Raw genomic sequence first — 25,382 nt, forward strand, 5'->3', positions numbered from 1 at the left:
TAAACCAAAACCGGACACTTAAATTAACTTAAGTGCCCGGTTTTATTATAATAAGCTTTAAATAAGCTGTAGAATATTATTTATTCAATCCCAAACTGTTATACAGCTGCACCTGCCATATTCCCAGAACCTCTTTAAGCATCACAAAAGTAAATGCAGCATTATAGCTGTTGGGAAATATTGTTATTTCAGTATCTATAAAATCTGAGGCTTGTGGAACAGGATTTAATCCAAATGTATGAAACAGAGCAACAGATCTTTTCATATGAAACCCAGAAGTAACCAAATATATGCTGGAAGGAGCAAGATTTTTTATTATTTTACTGGAATACTTTGCATTTTCATACGTATTCATGCTTTTATCTTCCTTGATGATATCAGAATCTGATACCCCCATTTTTTTTAAATTTTCACTGAATAATTCTGCTTCACTTGTATGTCCTCTTCCCTTTCCGGAAATTACTATTTTGCAGGGTGTATTATTTTTCTTGAATTCATAATACAATTGATAGGTTGTGACAATTCTGGAATAAGACATCGTATGCAGCTTTTCTGTATTGTTAATATCTACAATTCCACCACCCAGTACAACAATAACGGGATTCTGAGAAGCTGAACTCTTCAACTCAGAAGTATTGATGTAGCTTTTCTGCAGGTATCCTGAGATTAATTTCCCCAGAAAACCATTTCCTATAAAAATGATGATTAAAACGACTGCTGTACCAATTCCTTTTCTCAGATTTTTGCGTTTACCTTTTCTTTTCAGCATAGCAATGATAACTACCGCAAGAAATAATAAGAAATAAGGTTCTGTAAAAAGCTGTAAAACCCGAAATAAAAGGTCAAGTAAAAATTTCATCTATGATAATATTGATTATTCTTTGGAAACATCAGATCCTCAAAGATAAGGCAATTTCCTGGATAGCTTTCGACAGCAACAGATCATTAAAGACTGTCAGAATAATTTCGTCTGATTTATCTTTCTGTTTATACAATTATTTTATACATTTGCAATCATCAAACAACACACTAAAAAGTGTGTTAATGAAAAGACAAATACCTACCCTAGTGAAAAAGCAGAAAAGTATCACCGTTTTAATGACTGTACTCCATATATTTTTGGACAGACATTTTTGTAAAGAAAAAAACAAAAACTCCTCCTTACACATAAAGAGACGATCTTAACTTTAGACAAAAAAAATACCTTTAAGACTAAGAATCAAATTTACATTGAATCTGTTCAGTATTCTATAAAAAAATCCAGGCAAGATCAATTGCCCATTCTTAGCACCCTAAAACAAAGCCATTCACACTTTAAAACTTTGCGTTATAAAAATATACGAATACCATCTTTCGCAGATATTGTATAAAAAAATGGCGTAATCCCCAAAATCTGCGAGAGAAAATCCTCCGATTCATCAGGCAAGGTCACGTGTCCATCTTCAGTTCTCTAGAAAAAACAATCATACCTTTGAAGATTTGCATTTAATTAAAAGATAATATTTATTATTGATTAATTACCCAATATATTATTAAAGAATTATAAACAGATTAATCTTAAAATTAATATTGTCTCAATACAATATGGTTTTTAATAAAATATATTTGTCTTGTAACTTTAATACAATCAATGAAATGTCAACAGTTCTCAAAACATTTGTAGCTTATCTTAAAAGACCTGCTCTTTATCCTGAACTGGGCAGAAAAATCATTAAAAATACATTAAGCAGAAGAAGTCCATTCAAAGGAAAAGCAAAAACAAATTCCTGGGCCGCATCCATAGCAGTTTCCCAAAAAGAAGCGATCTCCAGACTTTTCTCTATAGATACTGATAACTTCAGATCTAAATATGCTGATATTCTTGAAAAAGCAAACTTAAAAGAAAAAGAATGTCCTATTACAATGGGTGGTCCCGGTGCACTGGAGCTCATTTATTATGCCTGTGAATTTACCAAAGCACAAAACGTTCTTGAAACAGGAGTGGCTTATGGATGGTCTTCTTTAGCAATATTGCTTTCACTTCAAAAAAGAAACGGAACACTCTATAGCTCAGATATGCCTTACCTTGCTCAGGACGGTGATCCGTATGTAGGGTATATTGTTCCTGAAAACCTTAAAAAATATTGGAAATTATTCCGTTTTGCAGATAGAGAATCATTGCCTAAAATTTTTAAAAAAGTCTCCTTTTTTGATGTTTTCCACTATGATTCTGACAAAAGTTACCATGGAAGAATGTGGGCGTATCATCAAATTTATAAAAGATTGAAACCCGGTGCAGTCTTCATTAGTGATGACATTGGTGATAATTCTGCTTATCAGGATTTTTGTAATAAAAAAAATATTAGGACTTCTGTTGTAGAATACAGCGGAAAATATATTGGAGTTTTTATAAAATAAATAATCTCCCGCCAATCAAGCTGACCACGCATATCTTACAAAAAAATCTACGAGAAACTATCATTCTCCTTCATCAGACAAGTTTACTTGCCCACCTTTTGCTACCTACAATAAGCGCCTCATCAGATAAAAAACTTTGCGTTTAATTCAAAAATAATCTCTCACTGAACAAACAGATATTGCAGATTATCACGCTCAAAAAAAATCCGCGTAATCTGCAAAAAACCATATTTATCTTTCATAATTTACTTCCTTTTCCAAAATAATCTGGTTTCTGTTTACTGTAATCAATATTCTGCCTTCTGTCTGAAAACCATATTGCTTTACCATTTTCCTGTAATTTCTATTTCAGGAAAACATCCTATTTTTATTAATATCAAAATTTCTCAAAAAATATTTGCGTAGTTAAATAACTACACATATATTTGTAGTCAAATAACTACACAATGAATTTAAGAAGAGATGTATTTCAGGCGATAGCAGATCCTACAAGACGATCTATATTGATGTTGGTGGCGGCACAGTCGATGACAGCAGGGGCTATAGCCTCCAATTTTGATACGGCAAGACCTACCGTTTCAAAGCATCTCCAGATCCTTACAGAATGTGAACTGCTGAGATCTGAACAAAACGGCAGAGAAGTAATCTATCACCTAAATCCCAATAAAATGAAAGAAATAGCAGATTTTATAGAGCCTTTCCGCAAAATGTGGGACGAAAAGTTCAACAAGCTGGAAAGCGTAATGAAAGCCTTCCAAAACATGAATAATAAGAATAGCAATGAGTAATTATTCTATACTCTAAAACACTCAAACTCTAATAAACAAAACTCAAAATATGGAACTTAAAACAAAAATCCACGCAGAAGATGGAAAACAGGAAATCTTCATCATAAGAGAATTTGATCTTCCTGTAGAACTGCTTTTCAAAGCGTACACAGAAGCTGAACTTTTTGAACAATGGATGGGAACCAAAGTGACAAAATTTGAAAATAAACAACACGGAAGTTACCGGTTTGAAACATCCAATCCACAAGGTGACGTGGTTTTCAGCGCCAATGGAACTATCCATGACATTGTTCAGAATGAGAAAATTATAAGAACTTTTCAGATGGAAAACACTCCTTTTCCGGTTCAGATTGAGTTTTTAGAATTTGAAAAATTGACAGATACCACCAGTAAAATTACCATCCAAACTATTTATAAATCTGTAGATTTCAGAGACCAACATCTGAAAATGCCATTCGCTCAGGGAATTAACATGGCACATAACCGTTTACAGGAGATATTAGGTTATAGGTAGCAGATAATTTTAAGCAGAATATGATGGATGTCAGTTCCGAGTTTCAAGGTTTATATCCCACCCTAAATACCAAAAACCCGCATCTCGCACCCCGAACCATAACTCTCCCACTCTAATACTCTCAAACCCTCAAACATAAAACACATGAATCCAAAAGTTAATTTTTTCTTTGATAAAAGTCAGCAGTGGCACAAGGAATTTGAAAAATTAAGAACAATTGCCCTAAGCACTGAACTTGTAGAAGATTTAAAATGGGGATGCCCGTGTTATACCTATGAAGGTAAAAATATTTTTTTAATCCATGGTTTTAAAGAATATTGTGCGCTCCTCTTCTTTAAAGGTGCTTTGATGAAAGACCCGGACCAAATCTTGATTCAGCAGTCTAAAAATGTACAGGCTGCAAGACAGGTTCGTTTTACAGATGTAGATCAAATCAATGATTTGGAAGATATTCTTCGCAGCTATATGTTTGAAGCCGTTGAAATAGAAGAATCAGGTGTTAAGGTTGAAATGAAGAAAACAAAAGAGTTTGAAATGGCTGAAGAGTTTCAGAACAAACTTGATCAGGATCCGGCATTGCAAGAAGCTTTTAAAGCACTAACTCCCGGAAGACAAAGAGCTTATCTGCTCCATTTTTCTTCTGCAAAACAGTCCAAAACACGGGAAGCCCGCATTGAAAAATGTATTCCACAAATAATGGACGGAATAGGATTAAACGATTCACTATAAAATAATAAATCATGAACACACCACAACAATCACAAAAAAGAACAAAGATCATCTATTGGGTATTCACACTTTGGATGGCCCTGGGAATGGTTTCCACCGCAATTGTCCAGCTGATGAAAAGTAAAGATGAACTGCTCAATTTCACCAATCTGGGCTATCCTTATTACCTGATGACTATTATCGGAATATGGAAAATCCTGGGCGTTATTGCCATCCTGATTCCCAAACGTCTTCTTTTAAAGGAATGGGCCTATGCAGGATTTTTCTTTGTTATGTCAGGAGCTGTAATTTCCCATCTGATTGTGGGCGATACGGCTGGAAGAACTTTTCCGGCTGTATTATTACTGGTACTGGTTTTTATTTCCTGGTATTTCAGATCTGAAGACAGAAAAATTACTATCATTGACTAATAATTGTAAAGATAAAAAGTCAGAAATTTTACCGCAGATAAAATCCTTGCACCTTAGGAGAATTCGCACTATTAAAGTTTTTGCGTCTTTGCGACTTCCAACTCAATAAATTATAAAGCTTAAAACAAAATTTGACATGAAAAAGAAATTGACCCAAGAACAAATCAACGAACTTTTAAAAACACTAAAAGTCCGTTTTGAAAAAAACATGAACCGCCATAAGGACCTAAAATGGGAAAAAATCCAACAAAAACTGGAAGCTAATCCTGAAAAAGTATGGTCTTTATATGAAATGGAAACCACAGAAGGTGAACCCGACGTTGTAGAATACAATAAAAAAACAGATGAATATTCTTTCATAGACTGTTCCCCGGAAAGCCCGAAACGCAGAAGCCTTTGCTATGATTACCAGGCTTGGGATGCCCGAAAAGCCAACAAACCAGAAAGCAATATCATCGACAAAGCTAAAGAAATGGGCATTGAACTTTTAACAGAAGAACAATACCGTAGTCTTCAGGAACTTGGAAAGTTCGATCAAAAGACATCAAGCTGGATAAAAACGCCATCACAGGTAAGAGAGCTTGGAGGCGCGCTTTTCTGTGACAGACGATACAACACTGTATTCACCTATCACAATGGTGCAGATTCTTATTATGCAGCAAGAGGATTCAGAGGAATACTAAAGGTATAGAAAGGAGGATTGACTGAGATCTTTTATCGGAATACATCAGGAATCTCTCAACCAGGGAGATTCCACACTCCAGAAGATAATTTTTACTCCAAGATAGTTTTCAGCATATTCTACAAATTCTTCTTTGGTAAAAGGTTTTTTAGTTTTCGGATTTTTATAAGTCAGAGTCGGCTCTTGAACTGCCATGGCAACTAAAGGCAGCTTTCCTTTGTATTGATTAAAGAAAGGGTAAGAGTTTTTCATCTGGCCTTTTTTATTCGGAACAATATCAGGTCCTCCCAGCCCTATATTATTTTTATAGGCAAAATCAAACAGTCTGGACATGTATTGATGATCATTGTCCCACTCACATGGAAAAAAATTGACATACTGCAATACATTGGATTGATGGAAAGCATCTCTCGCAAACTTCAGGTTTTCTAATTCTGCCTGAAAATAACGATCACAGCTAAAACCTGTTTTATCTGCCTTCATTTCTATATCTATTGATGTTTCGGGAAGATTAATCCCTTGAATTTTGCCATCAAACTTCTGTGCCAGCGCTCCTATAAGCTTCTGGAATCTCTCCCGGACAGCAGGATTCCATTGCTGGGTAACCCATCCGCTTCCAACAGGTTTATTTTCCCCCGGATTATCATATTGAGGAACCAATCCTCCCGTATATTCTTTATCATTCAATACATAATCAGGAATATATCTGGCTTCTGGTTCAAAAAACCTATCCTGAAGCTGAATAAATAATTTTCTATTGATGGAAGTTAAATATTCCAGGTCTTTTTCAATCACAGAAAAATCATAAACATCTTTCGACGTTTCCAAAGCTCTCCAGTTATAGACAATCTGCACTCCTCCGATATCCTGTCTGGTGATCATTTTTTCTATTTTCTTAAGGTCTCCGGAAGAAGTATAAATATAATTCTGAGGCGTCTGCCCTGACATAAAATGCAGACCAAGCATAAGCAATCCCAATCCCAGCGCTTTGGTAATCTTTTTCATTAAAATCAATTTTGCATAGTCAATCATTTTCCGTGCCTAAAAACATCAGACATTTTTAAGAGCATTAAAAAAGTATTTTATCATGATCAATATTATTAAAATACAAGTAGTATTGTTATTTTTGGAATTCAAAATTTAATTATATCAATTTTGGGTATGAAAAAAATATTTATTTTTATAACTGTACTCCTATCTACAGTATTCTACACACAAAAATGCATGGACATACAGCAAAGTATAAATTCTAATGGTCATTTTAATATATCTTTTACAGAAAAACTCTTTGATAATTTCTCTGAAACAATTCCCGAAGTAATCAATATAGAAGAAAATAGTCAGGATAATCTTAAGTTATTTCAAAATAAATTCCCAGACATATATGATGGCAAATGTTTAAAAATAAATATAAAAGGAGAATCAACAGATTTTTTTTTCTGCGACAAAGATCAAAGAGACCAGATTTCCAAAGATCGTCATAGCACTTTAGGAAAATTTAAACTTGTTTCAATAATAGACAACTTTTATTTTTTTAAGTATTCTGGATTTGAAATCAGTGGTTACCTAATGTATAATGCAAAGGATCGTTTATTCTATTTTTTTGGAAGTAAGCCTATAATTTCGCAAGATAAAAAAATCATTTATTCTTATAATAACGATGATTATGCTTTTGAATTAAATATCCTAAATTTAGATAACTATAGTGAATTAACCTATCACTTAAGTGGGGATTTTGATATCAAAGATCTTAAACTCACACAATTAAAAAATACTGACCGTTATTCTATAATAATGAATCTAATACAAAAATTTATAAACAGAGATCAGGAAAATAACATTACAGGAACACAATACTGTGATAGAAAAATAAAAATTAATTAAACATACCAAACAATATTTTTAATTAATATTTTTCCTTAAAATTTATTTTCTTAAATATTAATTTTCATCATAAAATCATTATCTCTTCATATCCTATTTTTAATATACAAATACTATTATTATTTTAGCAGAATAGAAATTTGATTTAACAATTAAGGATATGAAAAAATTAATCTTATTGGGCGCTGTATCAGCTTTTTTAATCAATTGTAATAAGAAAACTGAAGCTCCGGCTCCCAAAGCAGCTGCAGATACCATTGCTGTTGAAGAACCCGTAATAGATACTCTTGGACCAAAATCTTTCTGCTATATCGGGGTAACAGGAAAAGACAGTGTTTTTGCTTCCATTGATGACAATTTAGGAACCATCACCGGAAAGTTATCTTATAAAAACAGTGAGAAAGACAGTTCAACAGGAGATGTAACCGGTTTCAAATCCGGAGACACCCTGAAACTTACTTACGAATTTGCTTCAGAAGGTAAAAAAAGCAAAAGAGATATCTACTTCATCCAGAAAGACAATGCTTTGACTGAAGGAATTGGAGATCATAAAGAGGAAGACGGACAGTCTAAATATGCAGATGAGAAAAAAATCAGCTATAAAGATGGACAGAAGCTAAACACTGCAGACTGTAAAGTAGTGAACAAAGCTTTAAAATAATATTCATATATAAACAAAAAACAGCCTTATTTCAAGGCTGTTTTTTTTATGATAATTCTGTTTCTATAATTTCAATAAAGCGGTTCACATCTTCATCTCCTGTACTCCATGAAGTAATAAGACGAATCGCTGAAAAATTTTCATCTATTTTTTTCCAGACATAGAACTCAAAATTTTCAGACAAAACTTCAATAAGATCATTACTCAGAATAGGAAAAATCTGGTTAGTATAGGTATCTGAAAGAAATGCCGCTCCTTTTTTCTGCAATGCATTCTTAATTTTCATAGCCTGTTGATTGGCATGCTTCGCCAGATCAAAATACAGATTATCTTTCATGAGTTCCATAAACTGTATTCCTAACAGCCTTCCTTTAGCTAATAATGCACCTTTCTGTTTGATATTAAATGCAAAATCCTCCTGAAGAACGGGATTATTAATAACAATAGCCTCTCCTATCAACGCTCCGTTTTTTGTTCCACCAAGATAAAAAACATCCGTCAGAAGGGCTACTTTTTCCAGGGTAAGATCGCTGGTTTCTGATGTCAGACCATGTCCCAACCTTGCTCCATCCATGAACAGGTATAATTTATTTTGCTTACAAAATGCTGAAAGCTCTTCCAGTTCTTTTGCCTGATAAATAGTTCCCAGCTCTGTAGAATTGGATATATACACCAGCTTAGGCATCACCTGATGTGGTGCATTGCTATGTCCTTCTAAAACCGGGATAATATCCGAGGGTCTTAATTTTCCATCTGCAGTTTCAATACTCAATACTTTATGACCTGTGGCTTCAATAGCTCCTGTTTCATTATTCAGAATATGGCCGGGAGCGGCAGAAATTGCACATTGATAAGGCTTTAAGATTGCTGAAATAACAATTAAGTTAGCCTGCGTTCCTCCTGAAACCAAAAAAACTTCAGAATTTTGATTGTTAATTTTTTCTTTAATTAATGTTTTTGCTTTTAATGAATACTCATCTTCTCCATATCCGGCCTGCTGATCAAGATTATACTGTAAAAGGGCCTGTAAGATATTTGGGTGGCACCCTTCAGAATAGTCGTTTTTGAATGAAAATTTCATAGAGTAAAAGTAAAAAAAGTTAAAATAACAAGAGTAAACTTTTCATTTTATTTTGTTAGATTTGTATTGAAAATCATCTAACATTTTGAAAACAACCCTAACAGAAGAGAATTACCTGAAAGCTTTGTTTCATTTAGTTGACAATGAAGGAAAGGTTACGATTAATGAGCTCAGCAAATTTTTGAATGTAAAAATGCCAAGTGTCAATAATATGATGAAAAAGTTTGCAGAGAAAAAGTGGGTTATTTATGAAACCTACAAACCATTAATTGTTACAGAAAGCGGAAGGCGGGAAGCAGCCCTGGTAGTTCGTAAACACAGACTTACCGAAATGTTTCTGGTTAAAAAAATGAATTTTGGCTGGGAAAATGTTCACGAAATTGCAGAACAGCTAGAGCACGTGCACTCTCAAATCTTTTTCGAGAAAATGGACGAAATTCTTGATTATCCTAAATTTGATCCTCATGGAGAACCTATTCCGGATAAAGACGGAAATATTATTGCCCAGGATTTGCAAAAACTAAGCAACTGTGAGCCTGGTGAAAATGTAACTTTCGCTTCAGTCACCCTTTCTGATGGCGCATTTTTAAATTATCTTAACGATCGGAATCTTCTCCTCAATACCAAAGTAAAAGTCGTTAAAATTGAGAGCTTTGATAAATCAATGACGATAGAAATCGATGGTAAAACAGAAATTTTAAGTAAAAAAGCAACTGAAAAAATATTGGTTAAGAAATAATCTTAACATAAGAAATTAAACAGTTTCATTTTTAATTTTTTTAAGCTATTAAAGAATAGTATCTATTACTTACACTGTTAAAAAACGGTTAAACTCTCTTTTTTGAAATACCTGAAAATTTATTTTTAACTACGTTTGCAAAACCTTCTGCAGGCTTTGTCTTTCCGACAAACACTAACCTTTAATTATTACTTAAAAAAATTATGAAAAAAAGCATACCGTTTTTTATTATTTCGATGCTATTAAGCCCATTGGCAAATGCTCAGGACACTCAGGTAAGAGATTTTGTAATTGAACCACAGATTAAACCTAATTTCTATATTTATAAAACTTTCGGAGTATTCGGAGGTAAAGAATATTCTACCAATGCGGTTTATCTGGTTACCAAAAAAGGAGTTGTTTTGTTTGATGTTCCATGGCAGAAAACACAATATCAAAGTCTGTTGGACACTATTCAGAAACGACATAACCTTCCTGTTATTGCTGTATTTGCTACCCATTCACACGAAGACAGAGCTGGAGATTTAAGCTTTTATAACAACAAAGGAATTAAAACCTACGCTACCGCGAAAACCAATGAACTCTTAAAGAAAGATGGAAAAGCTACCTCTACTGAACTTATAAAAACAGGAAAACCTTACCGTATTGGTGGAGAAGAATTTGTAGTGGACTTTCTGGGTGAAGGACATACTGCCGATAACGTAGTAGTCTGGTTCCCCAAATATAAAATACTGGACGGAGGATGTCTTGTAAAAAGTAAATCAGCGGTTGACCTTGGCTACACCGGAGAAGCCAACGTTGCACAATGGCCACAAACCATGATGAAATTGAAAAACAAATATTCACAGGCAACCCTGATTATCCCAGGTCACGATGAATGGAAAGGAGGCGGACATGTTGAACATACTCTTGATCTTCTGAACAAAAATAAAAAGTCAGAGTAATAAAATTTATTTAACAACTGTACTTACATAAAAAAAATCCCGAATTTTCATTCGGGATTTTTTATTTTATCGTTGATTAAATTAATCTAGTACACTCGTACACTCCAACCTCTCTTAGGGTTTGTATTGGTAGAAACTTCCTGCTCATTAACGATGATATTTTCTTTTCTCTGACCGATGTAATCAAGTTCGCTCAGTTTAGAGAAAATTGTTTCAAGGCTTCTCAGCATCTGCTGAATATAAAGCAATGGTTCACCACAGTTATGATGATCATAATTGGTCTCTGCTACAATAGAAAGCTGGTTCAATAAAGTATGAGGGGCAATCTCACTCCACTCTAAGCTATAGTTCAGCATTTCTTCCAGTTCAGCAGGAACAAGAAGCTGGGTAGAATTATATAAATGAAGGGCTAATCTTGCAAAAGACTCAATCAGAAATACAGGTGGCTGCCAAGGGGTAATATTTCTGAACTGGAAATACATATCTCCAAATGTGTTCACCATTGTACTGCACAGAAACTTAACGTTTTGTGCCAAAGCTGTATTTTGATTTTTATGTGATGTCTTCTGAATAATTTTAAAAGCATACTGCTGAAGATTCCCGATAGACTTTGCATAACTGCTGTAATACTCCACCAAAGCCGGATGACTCTGTACAGAAGTACAAGGCGGAATAAAGTTGGAATCTACCTGCGCAATATTCCCTTTTAAATCTACTTTCCCAATGATAAGGTAATTACCTCCCGAGTAGCTACTGTTTAAAGACGTTACAGGAAGCAATTCAATATGGTGATTCGGCTGTGCACTTGGGTGACGCGGCGGAATTTCCTCAGGGTCAATATCTCCAAACGGGACTTTATCAAAAGGATTTACAGAAATTAAGATATAATATTCCCCATCTGCCTGCTCTTCGTTCATAGATTTTGCCAATGACTTCACGCTGATTCTTCTGTCTGTCAGCTCAATGCGGTATCCTGCCATTGTAACGGCACTGCAACGCTTGATTACCAACTGTACATCATTGGTTGCTGTATTGTGAACATCGAAAATGGTACGGTCCGTAAATTCATTGGAAATAGGCAAAAGCCCATAGTTATATGTAGTAATTCCCAGGGAATTAGAATCTCTGATGGTATCAATTAAGAAATTATCCTGATCATTCAGGTGTCTTTGGGAAACCTTCATCCCATCCACCCAATTGATTGCAAAATGTTTAATAGGCTGTATCATGTTTAATACGTTTTAATTTTTTGTGATTATGATTTTTTTGCGACTCCCTCCTCTTCATGCTGAATAACTCTCTTGCAAATCACTACTTCATTTTCAGAAATACTGTTTGTTGTAATGTCGTGGTCGAAATCTATATATTTTCTAAAGCTGAAAAAAGATTTTTTAGTGTAAAAGATCCAGTAGTAAGGCTCATTTCCTTCGTCTGAAAGATGAATGATAGATCCCGGATTCTTATGATTGTAATCATCCACTACCCTGTAAAACCAATCTCCGAAAGTAACTCCTGTTGGAAGTGTTTTCGCTTTGATTCTGAAACGGTTGGTATCTTCTAATTTTTTGCTCAATTCAACATTCAATACCATTAATCTGTCAAAATCTGCACCCTCGAAATCAGGCAGTTTCTGCTCCGGTGAATATCTCCATGTTTTATAAATATCAAAAGGAATTGTAATAAACTGGATATAACAGTAATAAAAGACCATAGGAACTACAAAGATCAGCATACTTGTTGCCGCCATTACAGCATATCCTGTTCCTTTACTCATCCAGTTAAAGATCAGGGTAAAAAGATAGCCTCCCAGAGCGATACACGTCAATGAAAGTATAGATTCAAACAGAATACTCATTGCCAGAGATTCTATGTGTTTTTTGAAATATTTATGCAATAAATTCACATGAATAATCCCAAAAATAAGGTAAATAACCTGTGCAATGAGATACCAGTACGGATTAAAGAGATTTCCGGCAAATCCAAAAAATCCCGGAATAGCCAGGCATAAACTGCACAGAAGCACGTATATAATAATTACTTTAATTTTTATCGCAGGTTTATTTCTCCGGATTATACCCAGTATAACCATCATAATAATTGCGATTAAAGGCATTAAGATATACCTTAAAAAAATACCTTTTACTGAAGAAATTTCCATTTGTTTCTTTTCGAATTTATACTTTGTTGGTAGTTGTAAATATAATAAAATAATTTAGAGAAATGTAGAGTATCCAAGGCGGCTGGCATTTCTTCCATCATCTTCAAGACTGAATGAATATTCCTCTTTTTCTGTAATAAAATTCTCTTCCACGTCAACAGTTACCGGAAGAAAATAATCATACAGTGACTGAAGCACATTTCTGAAAGGACTTCCCGGAATATATTTCTTCATATCCCCATAAGGAATAGGGCCAATATTTACCACCCAGTTTCTCTGCCCGTCCATATGAGGTCCACTTGGAATATAGGTTACTCCTAATCTTGAATTTCCCAATAACATGGAATTATCATTTTTCTCTATCTCATCAATGATGTTGGGTGAAAAAGTTACGTTTACCGGCACCTGCAGAAAAGCAGTCATACATCTCTCAAACCATTTTTTGTCTCCCCGGATCTGGTGAAAAAATGGCAGAATATGCATGAAAATATAAGCACTCTGCTTATCCAGCATCTTTATCAGAGGCCACAGCTCAGTTACCGTTTCCAGTAAAGAATCCGTATTGCTTGTAATATCAAATTCAGACTCCTTAAGTAAAGCACTGATTTCCGTAAAAAATATCTCCAGTTCAAAAGGACGGAAAAACTTACGGGCATCATCTTCTACCCTTTTCTGTTTGCGGATTTCTCTTACCACAGTATCTACATTCTTTCTGGAAGCTCCAAGAGATGGCGGATGAAATAATCCCTCCGGAAGATAGTCATAAATACCCTCCCTGTAACTCTCTATGGTAAATACTTCCTCATCAAATCCTAAATAACTGCTTGAAATGCTCTTAATATCCTTCAAATAAGCACGGTCGTTCACGCCAACACGCTCAATGAATATATTGCTTACCGCACGGTGGTATTTCAATAGATTAACAGCCACAGCTTCAGCCTTAAAGTCTGTCTGCAGCTTATTGTAATGCATATCTACAATATTAGTCTCATACATAGTGTTTCCTCTGATTATGACTTGTAAAGATAATATATCTCATAAGTTTGAAAAAATATTTTCTAATAATTTTATCCTAAAAATAATAATTTATTGACATTAAAAGGAATAATTTCAAGCAAATTCCGTAAAAATACGGTAAATAGAAGGTTTATTTGTTTTTTAAAATTTTAAATTAACTGTTCAGAATCAGATGATTAAAGGTTAAAAATTCAGGGTTCAAGGTTGGGATTAAGTTTTTTAGGTCTTCCTTATATATAAAGAACTTTATGTCCTGCTATTCTCCTTTTTAGACTCTCCTACTTCTCATCATTTATTTGCCTTCTTCTTCTGAAAAATATAAGTTTCCAAACGTAATATAAAAAGGTCTTTTATTTAGATTAAATTTTATTAATATCATCTTATGGAATAAATTCAGGATAATGCATGCTATTCCGAAAGTGGGCCGTATCTTTGCAGACTGAAAATTGTTATTTAAAATGAAAAGTATTTATTCTAAAATCCTGATTTTAGCATTCATGGCCTCTTCACTTTATTCTTATGCATGGGGATTAACGGGACACAGGGTTATTGCAGACATTGCAGAAAACCATCTTTCCCGAAAAGCAAGAAGAGAAATTAAAAAGATGATGGGAAAAGAACGCCTGGCTTACTGGGCCAACTGGCCGGATTTCATCAAATCTGATACCACAGGCGCATGGAAGCAGGCCTCATCGTGGCATTATGTAAACATTGATCCAATGACTGATTTTAAAGCTTTTGAACAAAACTTAAAAGCACAGGCAGGACCAAGTCTTTACACTCAGGTAAACACCCTGTCTAGTCAGATCAAAGACAAAAACACTTCTGAAAAAGACAGAAAAATTGCTTTAATCTTTCTTATCCATATTATGGGAGATCTTGCACAGCCTCTTCACGTAGGAAGAGCGGAAGATTTAGGTGGAAACAAAATCAATGTTACCTATTTCGGGGAAAAAACTAATTTACACTCTGTTTGGGACGGAAAATTGGTAGATTCTCAAAAATACAGTTACACAGAATATTCTAAGCTTTTAGATATTAAATCTAAAGAAGAAGTAGCACAGATACAATCCGGAACACTGGAAGACTGGTTGTACGATTCTCATAAAATTGCCAACAAGATCTATGCACAGACTCCTAACGATTCTAAATTATCTTACGACTATCAGTATAAGTTCAATGAAACGATGGAAAGACAACTTCTATACGGAGGATTGAGACTGGCGAAAGTATTAAATGAGCTTTTCTAAATACGAGTTGCAGGTTGCGGATTAAATTAACCAAAGGCAACTTAAAATAGTATTCATAGATATAAAACGGGACTTCGGTCTCGTTTTTTTTGCTCAAAGGTTCAAGATTTAAGGTTTAAGATTTGGCCGTAATCAAAATTTTATGTCTTTTACCAATATATTATCTGTAATATTTATTATTTTATAATTAATATTTTCTTTAATCAAAAAAGAACACAAAACACTATATTCCAACACATTAAAACACAAAATAAATACATTCATACATTGTACATTATACATTGTACAAAAAAATACTGTACCTAGTGTAACCTTTCTACCTTTTCATACGTATATATTATAGTAACTCTTTTTTGAGGATAAAATAAATGAGACAATTAAAAATCACTAAGCAGGTTACCAACAGGGAAACTGCTTCATTAGACAAGTATTTGCAGGAAATTGGTAAAGTGGAACTGATCACTGCGGACGAAGAAGTAGAATTGGCACAAAGAATACGTGCTGGCGACAGAGCCGCACTGGAGAAATTAATCAAAGCCAACCTTCGTTTCGTAGTTTCTGTATCTAAGCAATACCAAAATCAAGGTCTTTCTTTACCCGATTTGATCAATGAAGGTAACTTAGGATTAATGAAAGCGGCAAAAAGGTACGATGAAACTAGAGGTTTCAAATTTATCTCTTATGCAGTATGGTGGATCCGTCAATCAATTTTACAGGCATTGGCTGAGCAGTCAAGAATTGTAAGATTACCATTGAACAAGATTGGTTCTATCAACAAAATTAATAAAGCATACGCTCACCTTGAGCAGGAAAATGAAAGACCACCTTCTCCGGAAGAATTGGCTGAAGTTCTTGACATGAGCGAGGAAGATATTAAAGAATCAATGAAAAACTCCGGAAGACACCTGTCTATGGATGCACCTTTAGTAGAAGGTGAAGATTCTAATCTTTATGATGTATTGCGTTCAGGAGAATCTCCAAGTCCTGATAAGGATCTGATGCTTGAATCTCTACAAATTGAGATTGAAAGAGCATTGAATACCTTGACGCCAAGAGAGGCTGATTTGGTAAGATTATACTTCGGACTGAACGGAAAACACCCAATGACTTTAGAGGAAATTGGTGAGACTTTCGATCTTACAAGAGAGAGAGTCCGTCAGATCAAAGAAAAAGCAATTAAGAGACTAAAACACAATACCAGAAGCAAGATCCTTAAATCTTACCTGGGTAAATAATTTTAGCGTAAAAAATTTTATAGGCGGAGTCTGTTTTCAGGCTCCGTTTTTTTATAAACATCCAGATAAGATAATACTATTAAAATATTGTATAATGAAGTCATTAATGAAGCCAAAACCAGGTGATCTGTTTTATATTCCTTCCATCAGCCAATCGAATGAAAATGGATTTGTTATTGCCCGTTATATTGAATTTATTAAACCCAATTTAGGTCATCTTATTGAAATTTTTGACCATTTTTACACCGAGCCTCCAAAAAACATTTCTGATGTAGATACAAGCAAGAGATTATTCCAGCCCATATTTTGCAGTATGCGCTTTGCGGCAGGTACCCCAAGATGGAAAATACTATTCAGTAATCCTGAATATGATAAATCTGAGTCTAATTATAAGGACATTACTTTCGTATTTGATAGAAGTCTCTGGGTTGGCGGTGAAACGAAAGGAGAAGAAACTGATGAAATGCAAAACATTGAGCCTTCTATTTGCTGGCGTATGAATCATATAATCTTTAGAGTATTAAACCATTTAAAAGGATTTCTGTCTAACGATGAAGTTATGGACTATGACAAGATACCTATGGAATATAGAGAAGATAATGAAATTGCCCAGAAAAGAGTAAACGAGATTGCAGAAATAATGCATGAAAAGTTTCAATCCTGGAAATAAAGCCTATATAATTATAATTTTACAGATTTTAAATAAAAAAGATTGATTTACTTTCAATCTTATAAGCTATTGTAACAATTTTCAACGTTTGTTCAACTAATTAAAATCATATCCAGTCATTATTGATGACGAATTCTAAATGATTATCTTTAGTTGCCGGGATATGATATATATTATAAACCCCAATAAAACATACTATGAAAAAAATACTTTTCGCTTCTATCTTTACGTTATCCGTCCTTTCCTGCAGAGAAAATAAATCGCAAGACAATGATATTGTAGCAAAAGCCGCTGAGAACACGGAATCCAGTATGCCAATAAAGAGGTTAAGTAAAACTCAGGATATATTTAACGGTATTTATTATGAAAAAATCAAAAATGATGATGAAATTAAGAAAGTAGATGAAAAAATATCTTTAATGCAGGAAGATGCTCATAAAATGCAAGGTATATATAGCAGCATCATTTCTAATTCAGAAGATTATTATTTGATTGCAAAAAATGAGGCAAAATCTATTAATGATTCGGTTTTAAGGAAAGAAATGATTAAACTCATCGAAGAAAGTTCAAATAAATATGATCTAAAGGTTCAAAAAATAAAAGAACTTAAGCATAAAATTAATCGTAACAAGCAAAGTATTTATAGCTTATACACTGCCTTCAAGATCAGAAAGACACTTCCTGAAATTGAAAAGTATCAGAATGCACATCCTCTGAAAACAGACAGTCTCAATCAATTCATCAATAAGCAAAACCAACTGTTAGAAGAATTGAAAAAATTAAAATAAACACCACCACACCTCATGAAATATAGCACAAAATGGCTTACCGATAAAAGCCGCATCAAAGAACTTGTAGACTTTTTTATTACCCATAAAACAGACTCTTATATTTCTCATGGCGAGATGATGTCCGGAAGAGCTATAGATTCGCATCACTGGAATCCGGATCTTGAAGTGATTCTGACGGAACAACTAATTACAGATTTTAATTCTAACGGTAATTCTAAGCTGAATATTCTGATTGCAGAAAACGAAAATGGAGAAATCGTCGGAATGATGGTTTTCAATGTGATCAACAGCCCTTTTAAAAAGTATGCGATTTTAGAAGATATGCTTCTGGATCAGTCTGTGAGAGGTCAGTCCCTTGGAAGTACCCTTCTGGAAAAGGCCATTCATGAATCTAAAAGCTGGAATATCAGTTTTATTCTGCTGGAAAGCGGAGTCAACAACCATGGCGCTCACAACTTTTTTAGTAAGTATGGTTTTAAAAAGGTATCGGAAAGCTATATTTTGACATTATAAATTAAATGATGCAAAGAGAATATCTCAAAAGACACTTTTGAGACTGCACTTAAAACAATAGAAATCTTTTTCACCTTTGCATTATCAAGAACCTAAAGCTTATGAACACCATTTCAATCATCGGAGCCGGAATCGGGGGACTGACCCTTGGAAATGTGCTGAAACAGCATCAGTATGATTTTTCGATCTACGAATCTGCTCCTGAAATAAAACCTGTAGGAGCCGGAATTATGATGGCAGTAAATGCAATGCAGGTTTTTGACCGTTTGGGTTTAAAAGAAAAGATTGAAAATGCAGGCAATAAAATTCACAGAATTGTTATCTCTAATGAATCCTTACAGCCTATTTCAAAAACAGAAATCCTGGAACTGGAAACTCGTTACAATTCCTGCAATGTTGCTATTCACCGGGCTGAACTTCAGAAAATTTTAACGGAAAATTTAAACCCGGACTCAATACAACTGAACCATTCATTACAAAAAATAAAAAAAGAGGAAAACTATATTTTGGATTTTGAAAATGGAAACCAAATTGAAAGTAAAATTGTTTTTGGGGCAGATGGCATAAAATCTCCTGTCCGAAATCAAATCATGAAAACCGGAACCATAAGGAACTCCGGGCAGAAATGCTGGCGTGGTCTGGTAGATTTTGATCTGCCGGAAAAACATCATCAGGAAGCTTTTGAAATGTGGGGAAAAGGAAAACGTTTCGGATTTGTAAAAATTTCTGAGAAAAAGGTCTATTGGTATGCCTGCATCAATGAGAAAAGCTTTGGAAGGCATTTGGAAATTGCGGAGATCTTTAAGGATTTTGCTCCATTAGTTCTACAACTTATTGAAGCTACAGCACACGAGAATATTATTTGTAATATCATTTCTGACCTCGCTCCTATTCCCAGATGGTATACGGAAAATTTATGCCTGATCGGCGATGCTGCCCACGCTACAACTCCTAATATGGGACAAGGTGCCTGTCAGGCGATTGAAGATGCTTATATCATTGGAAAATTGCTGGAGAAAAATAAGGATTTCAATACAGTTTTTGAAGAGTTTCAGCGGATCAGAAGAAAAAAAGTTGATTATATCGTCAATACAAGCCGCAATATCGGAAAGGTTTCTCAATGGGAAAAGGGAAACTCCCTCCGTAATTTTCTAATGGGACTGATTCCGGAAAGCATCAATCAGAAAATGGCTAAAAGGATTATAGAACTGGAAATGTAGAGATTGCAACCGAAAGAAAAAGATAAAATTTTAAAACCTATATTCAATTTATTAATAACAACTAAAAATTAAAAACATGAAAAAAATCTTTTATGTATTGCTCCTACTCATAGGAGTTCATACAGCACGAGCACAGGAGGTCCCGGTACTGGACAGAGGTTTATTCTTTGGTAACCCTGAAATTTCCGGAGGACAATTGAGTCCGGATGGGAAATGGATTTCCTTTATGAAAGAATATGGAGGCATCATGAATATTTGGGTAAAAAAAATTGATGAACCTTTTGAAAAAGCACGCCCACTAACAGACAGCAAGCGCCCAATGAACGGATATTTCTGGTCAGAAGACGGAAAGTATATTCTTTATGTAAAAGATGGTAATGGTGATGAAAACATGAATATTTTTGCCGTAGATCCTATGGCAAAAGTAACCACAGGAGTTCCGGAATCAAGGAATATAACGCCCCTTAAAGATGTAACTGCCCAAATCTACATGGTAAGCAGAAAAGATCCTGATCTATTGATGGTTGGACTGAATAATCGTGATAAGGCATGGCATGATTTATACTCATTGAAAATTTCTACAGGCGAGCTGAAAAAGATTTATGAGAACACAGACCGTATCACAAGCTATGAATTTGACTGGGATGAAAAATTGAGAGTTCTTTCCAAAACAGATGATAAAGGAACAACCCAGTTTTTTTATAAAGAAGGAGATAAACTGACTCCTATTTATGAGACTTTGGTAACGGAAAGCGCTTATATCTCAAACTGGAACGAAGATAATTCTAAATTCTATCTGGTAACCAACAAAGGAAATCTTGACAAATCTACCTTATTCCTTATGGATCCGAAAACCAAACAGATTACAAAAATAGAAAGTGATCCTAAAGATAAAGTGGATTTCGGAGGACTGTTCCTTGACAGAAATACCAGAAAGATGATTTATACCTCTTACACCGGAGATAAAACAGAATATTACTGGAAAGACAAAACCTGGGAAGCTAACTACAAATTTCTGCAAAGTAAATTCCCCGGAAGAGAAGTTAATTTTTCAAGTTCTACCAATGACTATTCTAAATTTTTAGTTGCTGTGGGAGGTGATAAATATGCTTCAGAAGCTTACTTCTTTGATGCAAAGACAAAACAGCTGATATTTCAGTATACTCCAAGAACAGAATTGAAAAAAGTTGAAAAGTATCTGGCAGCTATGACTCCGATCAGCTATAAAAGCAGTGATGGCCTTGAAATTCCTGCTTATCTGACTTTACCTGCAGGCTCATCCGGCAAAAATGTTCCTGTTGTTGTTTTGGTTCATGGAGGTCCAAAGGGGCCAAGAGATTATTGGGGATACAATTCCACAGTACAGTTTTTAGCTAACAGAGGATATGCAGTACTACAGCCAAACTTCAGAGCAAGTGGTGGCTATGGTAAAAAATTCCAGAACGGCGGGGATCTTCAGTGGGGAAAATTAATGCAGGATGATATCACCTGGGGCGTAAAATACCTGATCGATCAGGGAATTGCAGACAAAAATAAAGTAGTAATTATGGGAGGAAGCTACGGTGGATATGCAACACTCGCAGGTTTAGCCTTCACTCCTGATGTATATGCTGCCGGAGTAGATATTGTAGGACCAAGCAACCTCTTTACTTTATTGGATTCTGTACCCGCTTACTGGGAGGCTGCACGTGCTTTCCTTTATGGTATGGTAGGTGATCCCAAAACTGAGGAAGGTAAAAAACGTATGCATGATGCAAGCCCGTTATTCAGTGTAGATAAAATCAACAAGCCGTTACTGATTGTTCAGGGAGCCAATGACCCAAGAGTAAAACAGGCTGAGGCAGATCAGATTGTCATTGCTCTTCGTGATAAAGGTAAAAAGGTTAATTATATTCTGGCTGATGATGAAGGTCACGGATTCCGTAAACCTGTAAACAGTATGGCGATGTATGCTGAAACTGAGAAATTCCTTGCTGAAGTAATTGGAGGAAGATATCAGAAAGAAATGCCTGATAATGTGGCAAAACGTCTGAAGGAAATGACGGTGGATATTTCAAAAGTAACTTATACACCAGCGAAAACTGAAAAAACCGCAGGAGCTTCTAAATAAAAGTATTTGTATAAATTAATAAAGCCATCTCATGAAAATGAGGTGGCTTTTTATTTTTTAATCACTGATTTCACAGATTGGCGCAGTTGATTATGCAAAATAGAAAGCAACTGATAATAACAAAAAGACCGCCTCAATGAAGCAGTCTTTATTTATTTTAAAATTTTGAATTAGTAAGTTAAAGTAACACCTGCACCCCAGCCCATTTCATTATCATAGTTTCCGGAAACGGATAACCATTTTTGAAGAATATACCTCATTCCTGTTGAGAACTCACCGTCAGAATTGACACTGAAATTTCCTCTCAGCCTTCTGGAAAGCGGAATATCCTCACGGCTAAGCTCTAATAGTACTTTTCCGTTTTGGTCAACACTTGCGTCAGCAGTGATCAGCATTGGCAATACATACTGCATCCCTACTATAAATGCAAATCTGTTTTTTGAAGCTTTCTGCTGTCCGAACCAGGTCTTTTTCCCATGAAAATCCATACCCATATCTTCTGCCATCTGTCTTTCCATGATCTCATGATTTTTTTGAACTCTTACTCCTGTATAGGGAAGTGCCCACTGGAATTTTCCTAAAAACCGTCCTACTTTTGCGCTCCCTTCAAAATGATCAAAATTCCAGTTGGAATGAAACTCATTCAGGTTAGCCCATCTCGGTCCGAACATCGTCATCGTTTCTGCATGGATCTTATTGCTTGCTACATCCAGCATCGCCATAGAACTGGTCATTTTATTATCCTGTATAAAGTTCTTCCAGGCTAGTTTTCTGTTCGGAAGCTGTGGATTCGGTTTTGAGTTTTCGTAACTGAAGATTCTTCCCATTCCTGCCATCATATGATATAAAATGTGACAGTGGAAAAACCAGTCACCATCCTGATTCGCTGCAAATTCTATTGTTACGGTTTCCATCGGCATGATATCCACTACATTTTTCAACGGAGAATACTCTCCTTTTGAATTAATTAACCTGAAATCATGACCATGAAGGTGCATTGGGTGGCGCATCATAGAATTATTATACATTTTAATTCTAAGGACCTCTCCTTTTTTGATCAGAATTTTATCTGTTTCTGTCACCGTTTTATTATCCAGCGTCCACAGATAATGGTTCATATTCCCTTCCAGCGTAAATTTCATTTCACGAATACTGTCCGTAGGAAGGATGGTTTTCTCAGGTGATTTTAGAATATTATAAGAGAGTCTCTTGATTGTTTTTTCTTCCTTCATATCCATTCCTGAATGTTGAGAATGATCCTGTTTCTTATCTTCTTTGGTTTTTATTCCCATCATCTCATTGATATGCTTTGCTGTAGTTTTTCTTTGATTTTCAGATAATTCCGGGTACATAACTTCATTCATATCCATCATCTGATTTCCCATCGTCATATTCATTGGTTTCATATTTCCGCTCATTTCCATCATTCCGTTCATCATTTTCATTCCTTCAAAAAGCATCAGTCTTGGAAGATTGGGAGCTTCTATTTTTTCACCCGTGCCCAGCCAAAGGGAAGCATGTCCTATTCTATCTTCAGAAGTTGCTCTGAATTCAAAGCTTTTATTCTCAGGAATGGTAACTTCAATATCATACGTTTCAGAAACTCCGACAATCAGACGGTCAACTTCTACGGGGACAACATCATTACCATCGTTTCCAACTACTTTTATCTTTCCACCGCCATAATTGAGCCAGAAATAGGTAGATGAGCCTCCATTGGCAACTCTCAATCTTACTTTATCACCAGCTTTTAAATTGGAATAATCAGAGCTGGGAGTACCGTTGATCAAAAATTTGTCATAGTATACATCACTTACATCCATTGCTTCCATTCTTTTCCATTCATTCAAAGCTTTTGTCCCAAAATTTCCGGATTTGATTGCTTCCCAGTAACTCTGTACTGCATTTTTCTTTACAGCATACCAATCTGTATTGGCCATATGAAGCCTTCTTGCAATCTGCATGGGATCATCATCACTCCAATCTCCTAGTAATACAGGAATTTCCGCATTGTACTCTGTTTTCGGTTCACCTTCTCTTTTTTTAAAAACCAAGATACCATTCATTCCAATCTGTTCCTGAAGCGCTTCGTGAGAATGATACCAATACGTTCCGTTTTGGGAAACTCTGAATTTGTATAAATGCGTTTCTCCTGGTGTTACTGGTTTTGTGGTAAGATATGGAACTCCGTCATGTTCATTGGGAAGAATCACACCATGCCAGTGAAGTCCTGTATTTTCTTTAAGCATATTGTGCAGGTAAATCTCGGCTGTATCTCCTTCTGTAAAATATAAAGTCGGAGCCTGAAGTTTCCCGTTAATTGCAATCGCTCTTCTGTTTTTACCTGTAAAATTAACAATGGTATCTTTTACATAGAGATCATAACGAACTGTTTTTCCTCCAAAAGTAATTCTCCCGTTTTCAGAGTTCCTTTTTAAAGCAGAACCTTCCTCTTTTGGATGCTCAGCTTCTGCATGAGAATGTTCTTTTTCAACCAGTTCCATCCCACATTTAGGACATTTTCCCGGTTTATCTGAAACTATCTCAGGATGCATCGGACAGGTATAAGTAGTATGAACCTGTGATTGATTTAAAACCTGGGCTTTAGCTGGTGATACGGTCTTCATCTCCGGTTTGGCATAAGGCTTTATCAGCTTGACCTTATCAGCTTTCTTTACATTATTAACCTTTTTAACTTCTGTTTTTTTCTCAGCTTTAATCTTATTTATTTTTGTTTCTGCAGATTTTGTTTTAGTCTCTGTTTTAGAGATAGGCTTTACTTCTGGTTTTGTTACTACTTTGGGTTTTATAACCACTGTTTTTTTCACGAGGGTCATTCCGCATTTTGGGCAGTCCCCAGGTTTTGATGACACCACTTCTGGATGCATCGGGCAGGTATAATACGTTTTTGTAGTTTGTGCGAAAGTAAAAACAGAGAACAAAAGCATCAGAAACATTATCAGTTTTTTCATAATATTTCGAACTTTTTAGAAGTTGTATAACTTAAAGTTAATTATAACTCAAGCTATACAACTAATTATTTTTAAGAATAATACAATAATTATTTAATTTCTGACTTTACACTTCCACAAGAAAGCATAGATTTCCCATAGTATGGGTTGGCGATCTGTTTTTCATCGCTCAACCAGCTTCCATCTGCCATTGGGCAATATTGTACATAAACTGGTTTTTCAGAAAGTTTGAACTGCTTGGTCAAAGCAATCATATTGTCCGAAAGATTGAAAAAAGTTTCTCTTTGTGCTGCAACGGTTCTCGCTTCAGAGATGACGGAAGCATCTTTTCTGAGAACATTAAGATTTCCTTCAGAAACAACTTTATAGTCAATAGCTGAAGCTGTTTTAATGAATTCTGTTGCTGCTTTTGAAGTTTTATCAGCATCATCTGAAGCTAAAGCTGTTTTAATGGAAATATAGTTCTGATACAGCTTAGAAACCTGAGCGTCCTTTTTAGATTGTGCTGATAATGAAACGATTGAAAATAAAGATAAGGCTGCTGTGATGATATATTTTTTCATTGTTTTAAATTTTAGAATTAATTTTTTAATAAGGAATATTGGTAACGCATCAGT

25 protein-coding genes are annotated in these 25,382 nt (G+C 35.0%); 17 read left to right on the plus strand and 8 right to left on the minus strand.

The window, feature by feature from the left end:
* Positions 1-76: 76 nt before the first annotated feature.
* Entirely contained in the window at positions 77-859 is a 783-nt protein-coding gene (locus KIK00_RS04810; RefSeq protein ID WP_255815435.1) for a YdcF family protein, read from the minus strand.
* Positions 860-1,635: 776 nt separating this feature from the next.
* Between KIK00_RS04810 and KIK00_RS04815 the strand changes: the two genes are divergently transcribed.
* The 6 genes from KIK00_RS04815 (at position 1,636) to KIK00_RS04840 (ending at position 5,529) form a co-directional block, all read left to right on the plus strand.
* Complete coding sequence (locus KIK00_RS04815; protein ID WP_255815436.1) at positions 1,636-2,397, plus strand: O-methyltransferase; 762 nt, start codon at positions 1,636-1,638, stop codon at positions 2,395-2,397.
* A 446-nt stretch (positions 2,398-2,843) separates the two neighbouring features.
* On the plus strand, positions 2,844-3,185 hold the full coding sequence (locus KIK00_RS04820; protein ID WP_255815437.1) for a helix-turn-helix transcriptional regulator: 342 nt from the start codon (positions 2,844-2,846) through the stop codon (positions 3,183-3,185).
* Between the two features lie 49 nt (positions 3,186-3,234).
* Entirely contained in the window at positions 3,235-3,699 is a 465-nt protein-coding gene (locus KIK00_RS04825) for an SRPBCC domain-containing protein (RefSeq protein WP_255815438.1), read from the plus strand.
* A gap of 144 nt (positions 3,700-3,843) precedes the next feature.
* Positions 3,844-4,428 carry a YdeI family protein gene (locus KIK00_RS04830; RefSeq protein WP_255815439.1) on the plus strand — a complete coding sequence of 195 codons (585 nt, stop codon included), beginning with the start codon at positions 3,844-3,846 and terminating at the stop codon, positions 4,426-4,428.
* 11 nt (positions 4,429-4,439) lie between these two features.
* Positions 4,440-4,838, plus strand: a complete 399-nt coding sequence (locus KIK00_RS04835) for a DoxX family protein (RefSeq protein ID WP_255815440.1) — start codon at positions 4,440-4,442, stop codon at positions 4,836-4,838.
* A gap of 136 nt (positions 4,839-4,974) precedes the next feature.
* On the plus strand, positions 4,975-5,529 hold the full coding sequence (locus tag KIK00_RS04840; RefSeq protein WP_255815441.1) for a DUF4256 domain-containing protein: 555 nt from the start codon (positions 4,975-4,977) through the stop codon (positions 5,527-5,529).
* A gap of 36 nt (positions 5,530-5,565) precedes the next feature.
* On the opposite strand, the gene KIK00_RS04845 is transcribed toward KIK00_RS04840, so the two are convergent.
* A complete protein-coding gene (locus KIK00_RS04845) occupies positions 5,566-6,525 on the minus strand; it encodes a hypothetical protein (RefSeq protein WP_255815442.1) in 960 nt (319 codons plus the stop codon).
* A gap of 219 nt (positions 6,526-6,744) precedes the next feature.
* Between KIK00_RS04845 and KIK00_RS04850 the strand changes: the two genes are divergently transcribed.
* The gene (locus KIK00_RS04850) at positions 6,745-7,404 is read left to right on the plus strand and encodes a hypothetical protein (protein WP_255815443.1); all 660 of its coding nucleotides are present in this window, start codon (positions 6,745-6,747) and stop codon (positions 7,402-7,404) included.
* 160 nt (positions 7,405-7,564) lie between these two features.
* Positions 7,565-8,065: a hypothetical protein gene (locus KIK00_RS04855; RefSeq protein ID WP_255815444.1), complete on the plus strand. Its 501-nt coding sequence runs from the start codon at positions 7,565-7,567 to the stop codon at positions 8,063-8,065.
* Between the two features lie 46 nt (positions 8,066-8,111).
* Here KIK00_RS04855 and KIK00_RS04860 read toward each other — a convergent pair whose 3' ends face one another.
* Positions 8,112-9,146, minus strand: a complete 1,035-nt coding sequence (locus KIK00_RS04860) for a low specificity L-threonine aldolase (protein ID WP_255815445.1) — start codon at positions 9,144-9,146, stop codon at positions 8,112-8,114.
* Between the two features lie 85 nt (positions 9,147-9,231).
* On the opposite strand from KIK00_RS04860, the gene KIK00_RS04865 reads away from it, so the two are divergent.
* Positions 9,232-9,885 (plus strand): metal-dependent transcriptional regulator, encoded by a 654-nt coding sequence (locus KIK00_RS04865; protein WP_255815446.1) that lies wholly within the window; start codon positions 9,232-9,234, stop codon positions 9,883-9,885.
* A 203-nt stretch (positions 9,886-10,088) separates the two neighbouring features.
* Positions 10,089-10,829 (plus strand): IND family subclass B1 metallo-beta-lactamase, encoded by a 741-nt coding sequence (blaIND, locus tag KIK00_RS04870; protein WP_255815447.1) that lies wholly within the window; start codon positions 10,089-10,091, stop codon positions 10,827-10,829.
* Positions 10,830-10,915: 86 nt separating this feature from the next.
* Here blaIND and KIK00_RS04875 read toward each other — a convergent pair whose 3' ends face one another.
* The 3 genes from KIK00_RS04875 to KIK00_RS04885 are packed head-to-tail and all read right to left on the minus strand — an operon-like array spanning position 10,916 to position 13,983.
* A complete protein-coding gene (locus tag KIK00_RS04875; protein ID WP_255815448.1) occupies positions 10,916-12,058 on the minus strand; it encodes a hypothetical protein in 1,143 nt (380 codons plus the stop codon).
* Positions 12,059-12,084: 26 nt separating this feature from the next.
* Positions 12,085-12,987 (minus strand): TssN family type VI secretion system protein, encoded by a 903-nt coding sequence (locus KIK00_RS04880; RefSeq protein WP_255815449.1) that lies wholly within the window; start codon positions 12,985-12,987, stop codon positions 12,085-12,087.
* 54 nt (positions 12,988-13,041) lie between these two features.
* Positions 13,042-13,983 (minus strand): type VI secretion system baseplate subunit TssG, encoded by a 942-nt coding sequence (locus tag KIK00_RS04885; protein ID WP_255815450.1) that lies wholly within the window; start codon positions 13,981-13,983, stop codon positions 13,042-13,044.
* Positions 13,984-14,462: 479 nt separating this feature from the next.
* On the opposite strand from KIK00_RS04885, the gene KIK00_RS04890 reads away from it, so the two are divergent.
* The 7 genes from KIK00_RS04890 to KIK00_RS04920 all read left to right on the plus strand — a co-directional run bounded on the left by KIK00_RS04890 (position 14,463) and on the right by KIK00_RS04920 (position 21,793).
* A complete protein-coding gene (locus KIK00_RS04890; protein WP_255815451.1) occupies positions 14,463-15,254 on the plus strand; it encodes a S1/P1 nuclease in 792 nt (263 codons plus the stop codon).
* Between the two features lie 368 nt (positions 15,255-15,622).
* Positions 15,623-16,489: an RNA polymerase sigma factor RpoD/SigA gene (locus KIK00_RS04895; RefSeq protein WP_002979276.1), complete on the plus strand. Its 867-nt coding sequence runs from the start codon at positions 15,623-15,625 to the stop codon at positions 16,487-16,489.
* A gap of 94 nt (positions 16,490-16,583) precedes the next feature.
* Positions 16,584-17,159, plus strand: a complete 576-nt coding sequence (locus tag KIK00_RS04900) for an Imm26 family immunity protein (RefSeq protein ID WP_255815455.1) — start codon at positions 16,584-16,586, stop codon at positions 17,157-17,159.
* A 197-nt stretch (positions 17,160-17,356) separates the two neighbouring features.
* Positions 17,357-17,947, plus strand: coding sequence for a hypothetical protein (locus tag KIK00_RS04905; RefSeq protein WP_255815456.1), 591 nt, complete (start codon positions 17,357-17,359; stop codon positions 17,945-17,947).
* Between the two features lie 15 nt (positions 17,948-17,962).
* Complete coding sequence (locus KIK00_RS04910; RefSeq protein ID WP_255815457.1) at positions 17,963-18,463, plus strand: GNAT family N-acetyltransferase; 501 nt, start codon at positions 17,963-17,965, stop codon at positions 18,461-18,463.
* A 101-nt stretch (positions 18,464-18,564) separates the two neighbouring features.
* Positions 18,565-19,683, plus strand: coding sequence for an FAD-dependent monooxygenase (locus KIK00_RS04915; protein WP_255815458.1), 1,119 nt, complete (start codon positions 18,565-18,567; stop codon positions 19,681-19,683).
* Between the two features lie 76 nt (positions 19,684-19,759).
* Positions 19,760-21,793, plus strand: coding sequence for a S9 family peptidase (locus KIK00_RS04920; protein WP_255815459.1), 2,034 nt, complete (start codon positions 19,760-19,762; stop codon positions 21,791-21,793).
* A 170-nt stretch (positions 21,794-21,963) separates the two neighbouring features.
* Here the strand turns inward: KIK00_RS04920 and KIK00_RS04925 are convergent, their stop codons facing one another.
* A complete protein-coding gene (locus KIK00_RS04925; RefSeq protein ID WP_255815461.1) occupies positions 21,964-24,765 on the minus strand; it encodes a multicopper oxidase domain-containing protein in 2,802 nt (933 codons plus the stop codon).
* Positions 24,766-24,854: 89 nt separating this feature from the next.
* Positions 24,855-25,328 (minus strand): DUF3347 domain-containing protein, encoded by a 474-nt coding sequence (locus tag KIK00_RS04930; protein ID WP_255815462.1) that lies wholly within the window; start codon positions 25,326-25,328, stop codon positions 24,855-24,857.
* Positions 25,329-25,382: the final 54 nt, after the last annotated feature.

This window comes from Chryseobacterium sp. MA9 (assembly GCF_024399315.1).
Taxonomy (GTDB): Bacteria; Bacteroidota; Bacteroidia; order Flavobacteriales; family Weeksellaceae; genus Chryseobacterium.

Coding starts and splice junctions, on each gene's coding strand:
- KIK00_RS04810 (WP_255815435.1), bottom strand. CDS start 859: ATGAAATTTTTACTTGACCTTTTATTTCGGGTTTTACAGCTTTTTACA.
- KIK00_RS04815 (WP_255815436.1), top strand. CDS start 1,636: ATGTCAACAGTTCTCAAAACATTTGTAGCTTATCTTAAAAGACCTGCT.
- KIK00_RS04820 (WP_255815437.1), top strand. CDS start 2,844: ATGAATTTAAGAAGAGATGTATTTCAGGCGATAGCAGATCCTACAAGA.
- KIK00_RS04825 (WP_255815438.1), top strand. CDS start 3,235: ATGGAACTTAAAACAAAAATCCACGCAGAAGATGGAAAACAGGAAATC.
- KIK00_RS04830 (WP_255815439.1), top strand. CDS start 3,844: ATGAATCCAAAAGTTAATTTTTTCTTTGATAAAAGTCAGCAGTGGCAC.
- KIK00_RS04835 (WP_255815440.1), top strand. CDS start 4,440: ATGAACACACCACAACAATCACAAAAAAGAACAAAGATCATCTATTGG.
- KIK00_RS04840 (WP_255815441.1), top strand. CDS start 4,975: ATGAAAAAGAAATTGACCCAAGAACAAATCAACGAACTTTTAAAAACA.
- KIK00_RS04845 (WP_255815442.1), bottom strand. CDS start 6,525: ATGAAAAAGATTACCAAAGCGCTGGGATTGGGATTGCTTATGCTTGGT.
- KIK00_RS04850 (WP_255815443.1), top strand. CDS start 6,745: ATGGACATACAGCAAAGTATAAATTCTAATGGTCATTTTAATATATCT.
- KIK00_RS04855 (WP_255815444.1), top strand. CDS start 7,565: ATGAAAAAATTAATCTTATTGGGCGCTGTATCAGCTTTTTTAATCAAT.
- KIK00_RS04860 (WP_255815445.1), bottom strand. CDS start 9,146: ATGAAATTTTCATTCAAAAACGACTATTCTGAAGGGTGCCACCCAAAT.
- blaIND (WP_255815447.1), top strand. CDS start 10,089: ATGAAAAAAAGCATACCGTTTTTTATTATTTCGATGCTATTAAGCCCA.
- KIK00_RS04875 (WP_255815448.1), bottom strand. CDS start 12,058: ATGATACAGCCTATTAAACATTTTGCAATCAATTGGGTGGATGGGATG.
- KIK00_RS04880 (WP_255815449.1), bottom strand. CDS start 12,987: ATGGAAATTTCTTCAGTAAAAGGTATTTTTTTAAGGTATATCTTAATG.
- KIK00_RS04885 (WP_255815450.1), bottom strand. CDS start 13,983: ATGTATGAGACTAATATTGTAGATATGCATTACAATAAGCTGCAGACA.
- KIK00_RS04890 (WP_255815451.1), top strand. CDS start 14,463: ATGAAAAGTATTTATTCTAAAATCCTGATTTTAGCATTCATGGCCTCT.
- KIK00_RS04895 (WP_002979276.1), top strand. CDS start 15,623: ATGAGACAATTAAAAATCACTAAGCAGGTTACCAACAGGGAAACTGCT.
- KIK00_RS04900 (WP_255815455.1), top strand. CDS start 16,584: ATGAAGTCATTAATGAAGCCAAAACCAGGTGATCTGTTTTATATTCCT.
- KIK00_RS04905 (WP_255815456.1), top strand. CDS start 17,357: ATGAAAAAAATACTTTTCGCTTCTATCTTTACGTTATCCGTCCTTTCC.
- KIK00_RS04910 (WP_255815457.1), top strand. CDS start 17,963: ATGAAATATAGCACAAAATGGCTTACCGATAAAAGCCGCATCAAAGAA.
- KIK00_RS04915 (WP_255815458.1), top strand. CDS start 18,565: ATGAACACCATTTCAATCATCGGAGCCGGAATCGGGGGACTGACCCTT.
- KIK00_RS04920 (WP_255815459.1), top strand. CDS start 19,760: ATGAAAAAAATCTTTTATGTATTGCTCCTACTCATAGGAGTTCATACA.
- KIK00_RS04925 (WP_255815461.1), bottom strand. CDS start 24,765: ATGAAAAAACTGATAATGTTTCTGATGCTTTTGTTCTCTGTTTTTACT.
- KIK00_RS04930 (WP_255815462.1), bottom strand. CDS start 25,328: ATGAAAAAATATATCATCACAGCAGCCTTATCTTTATTTTCAATCGTT.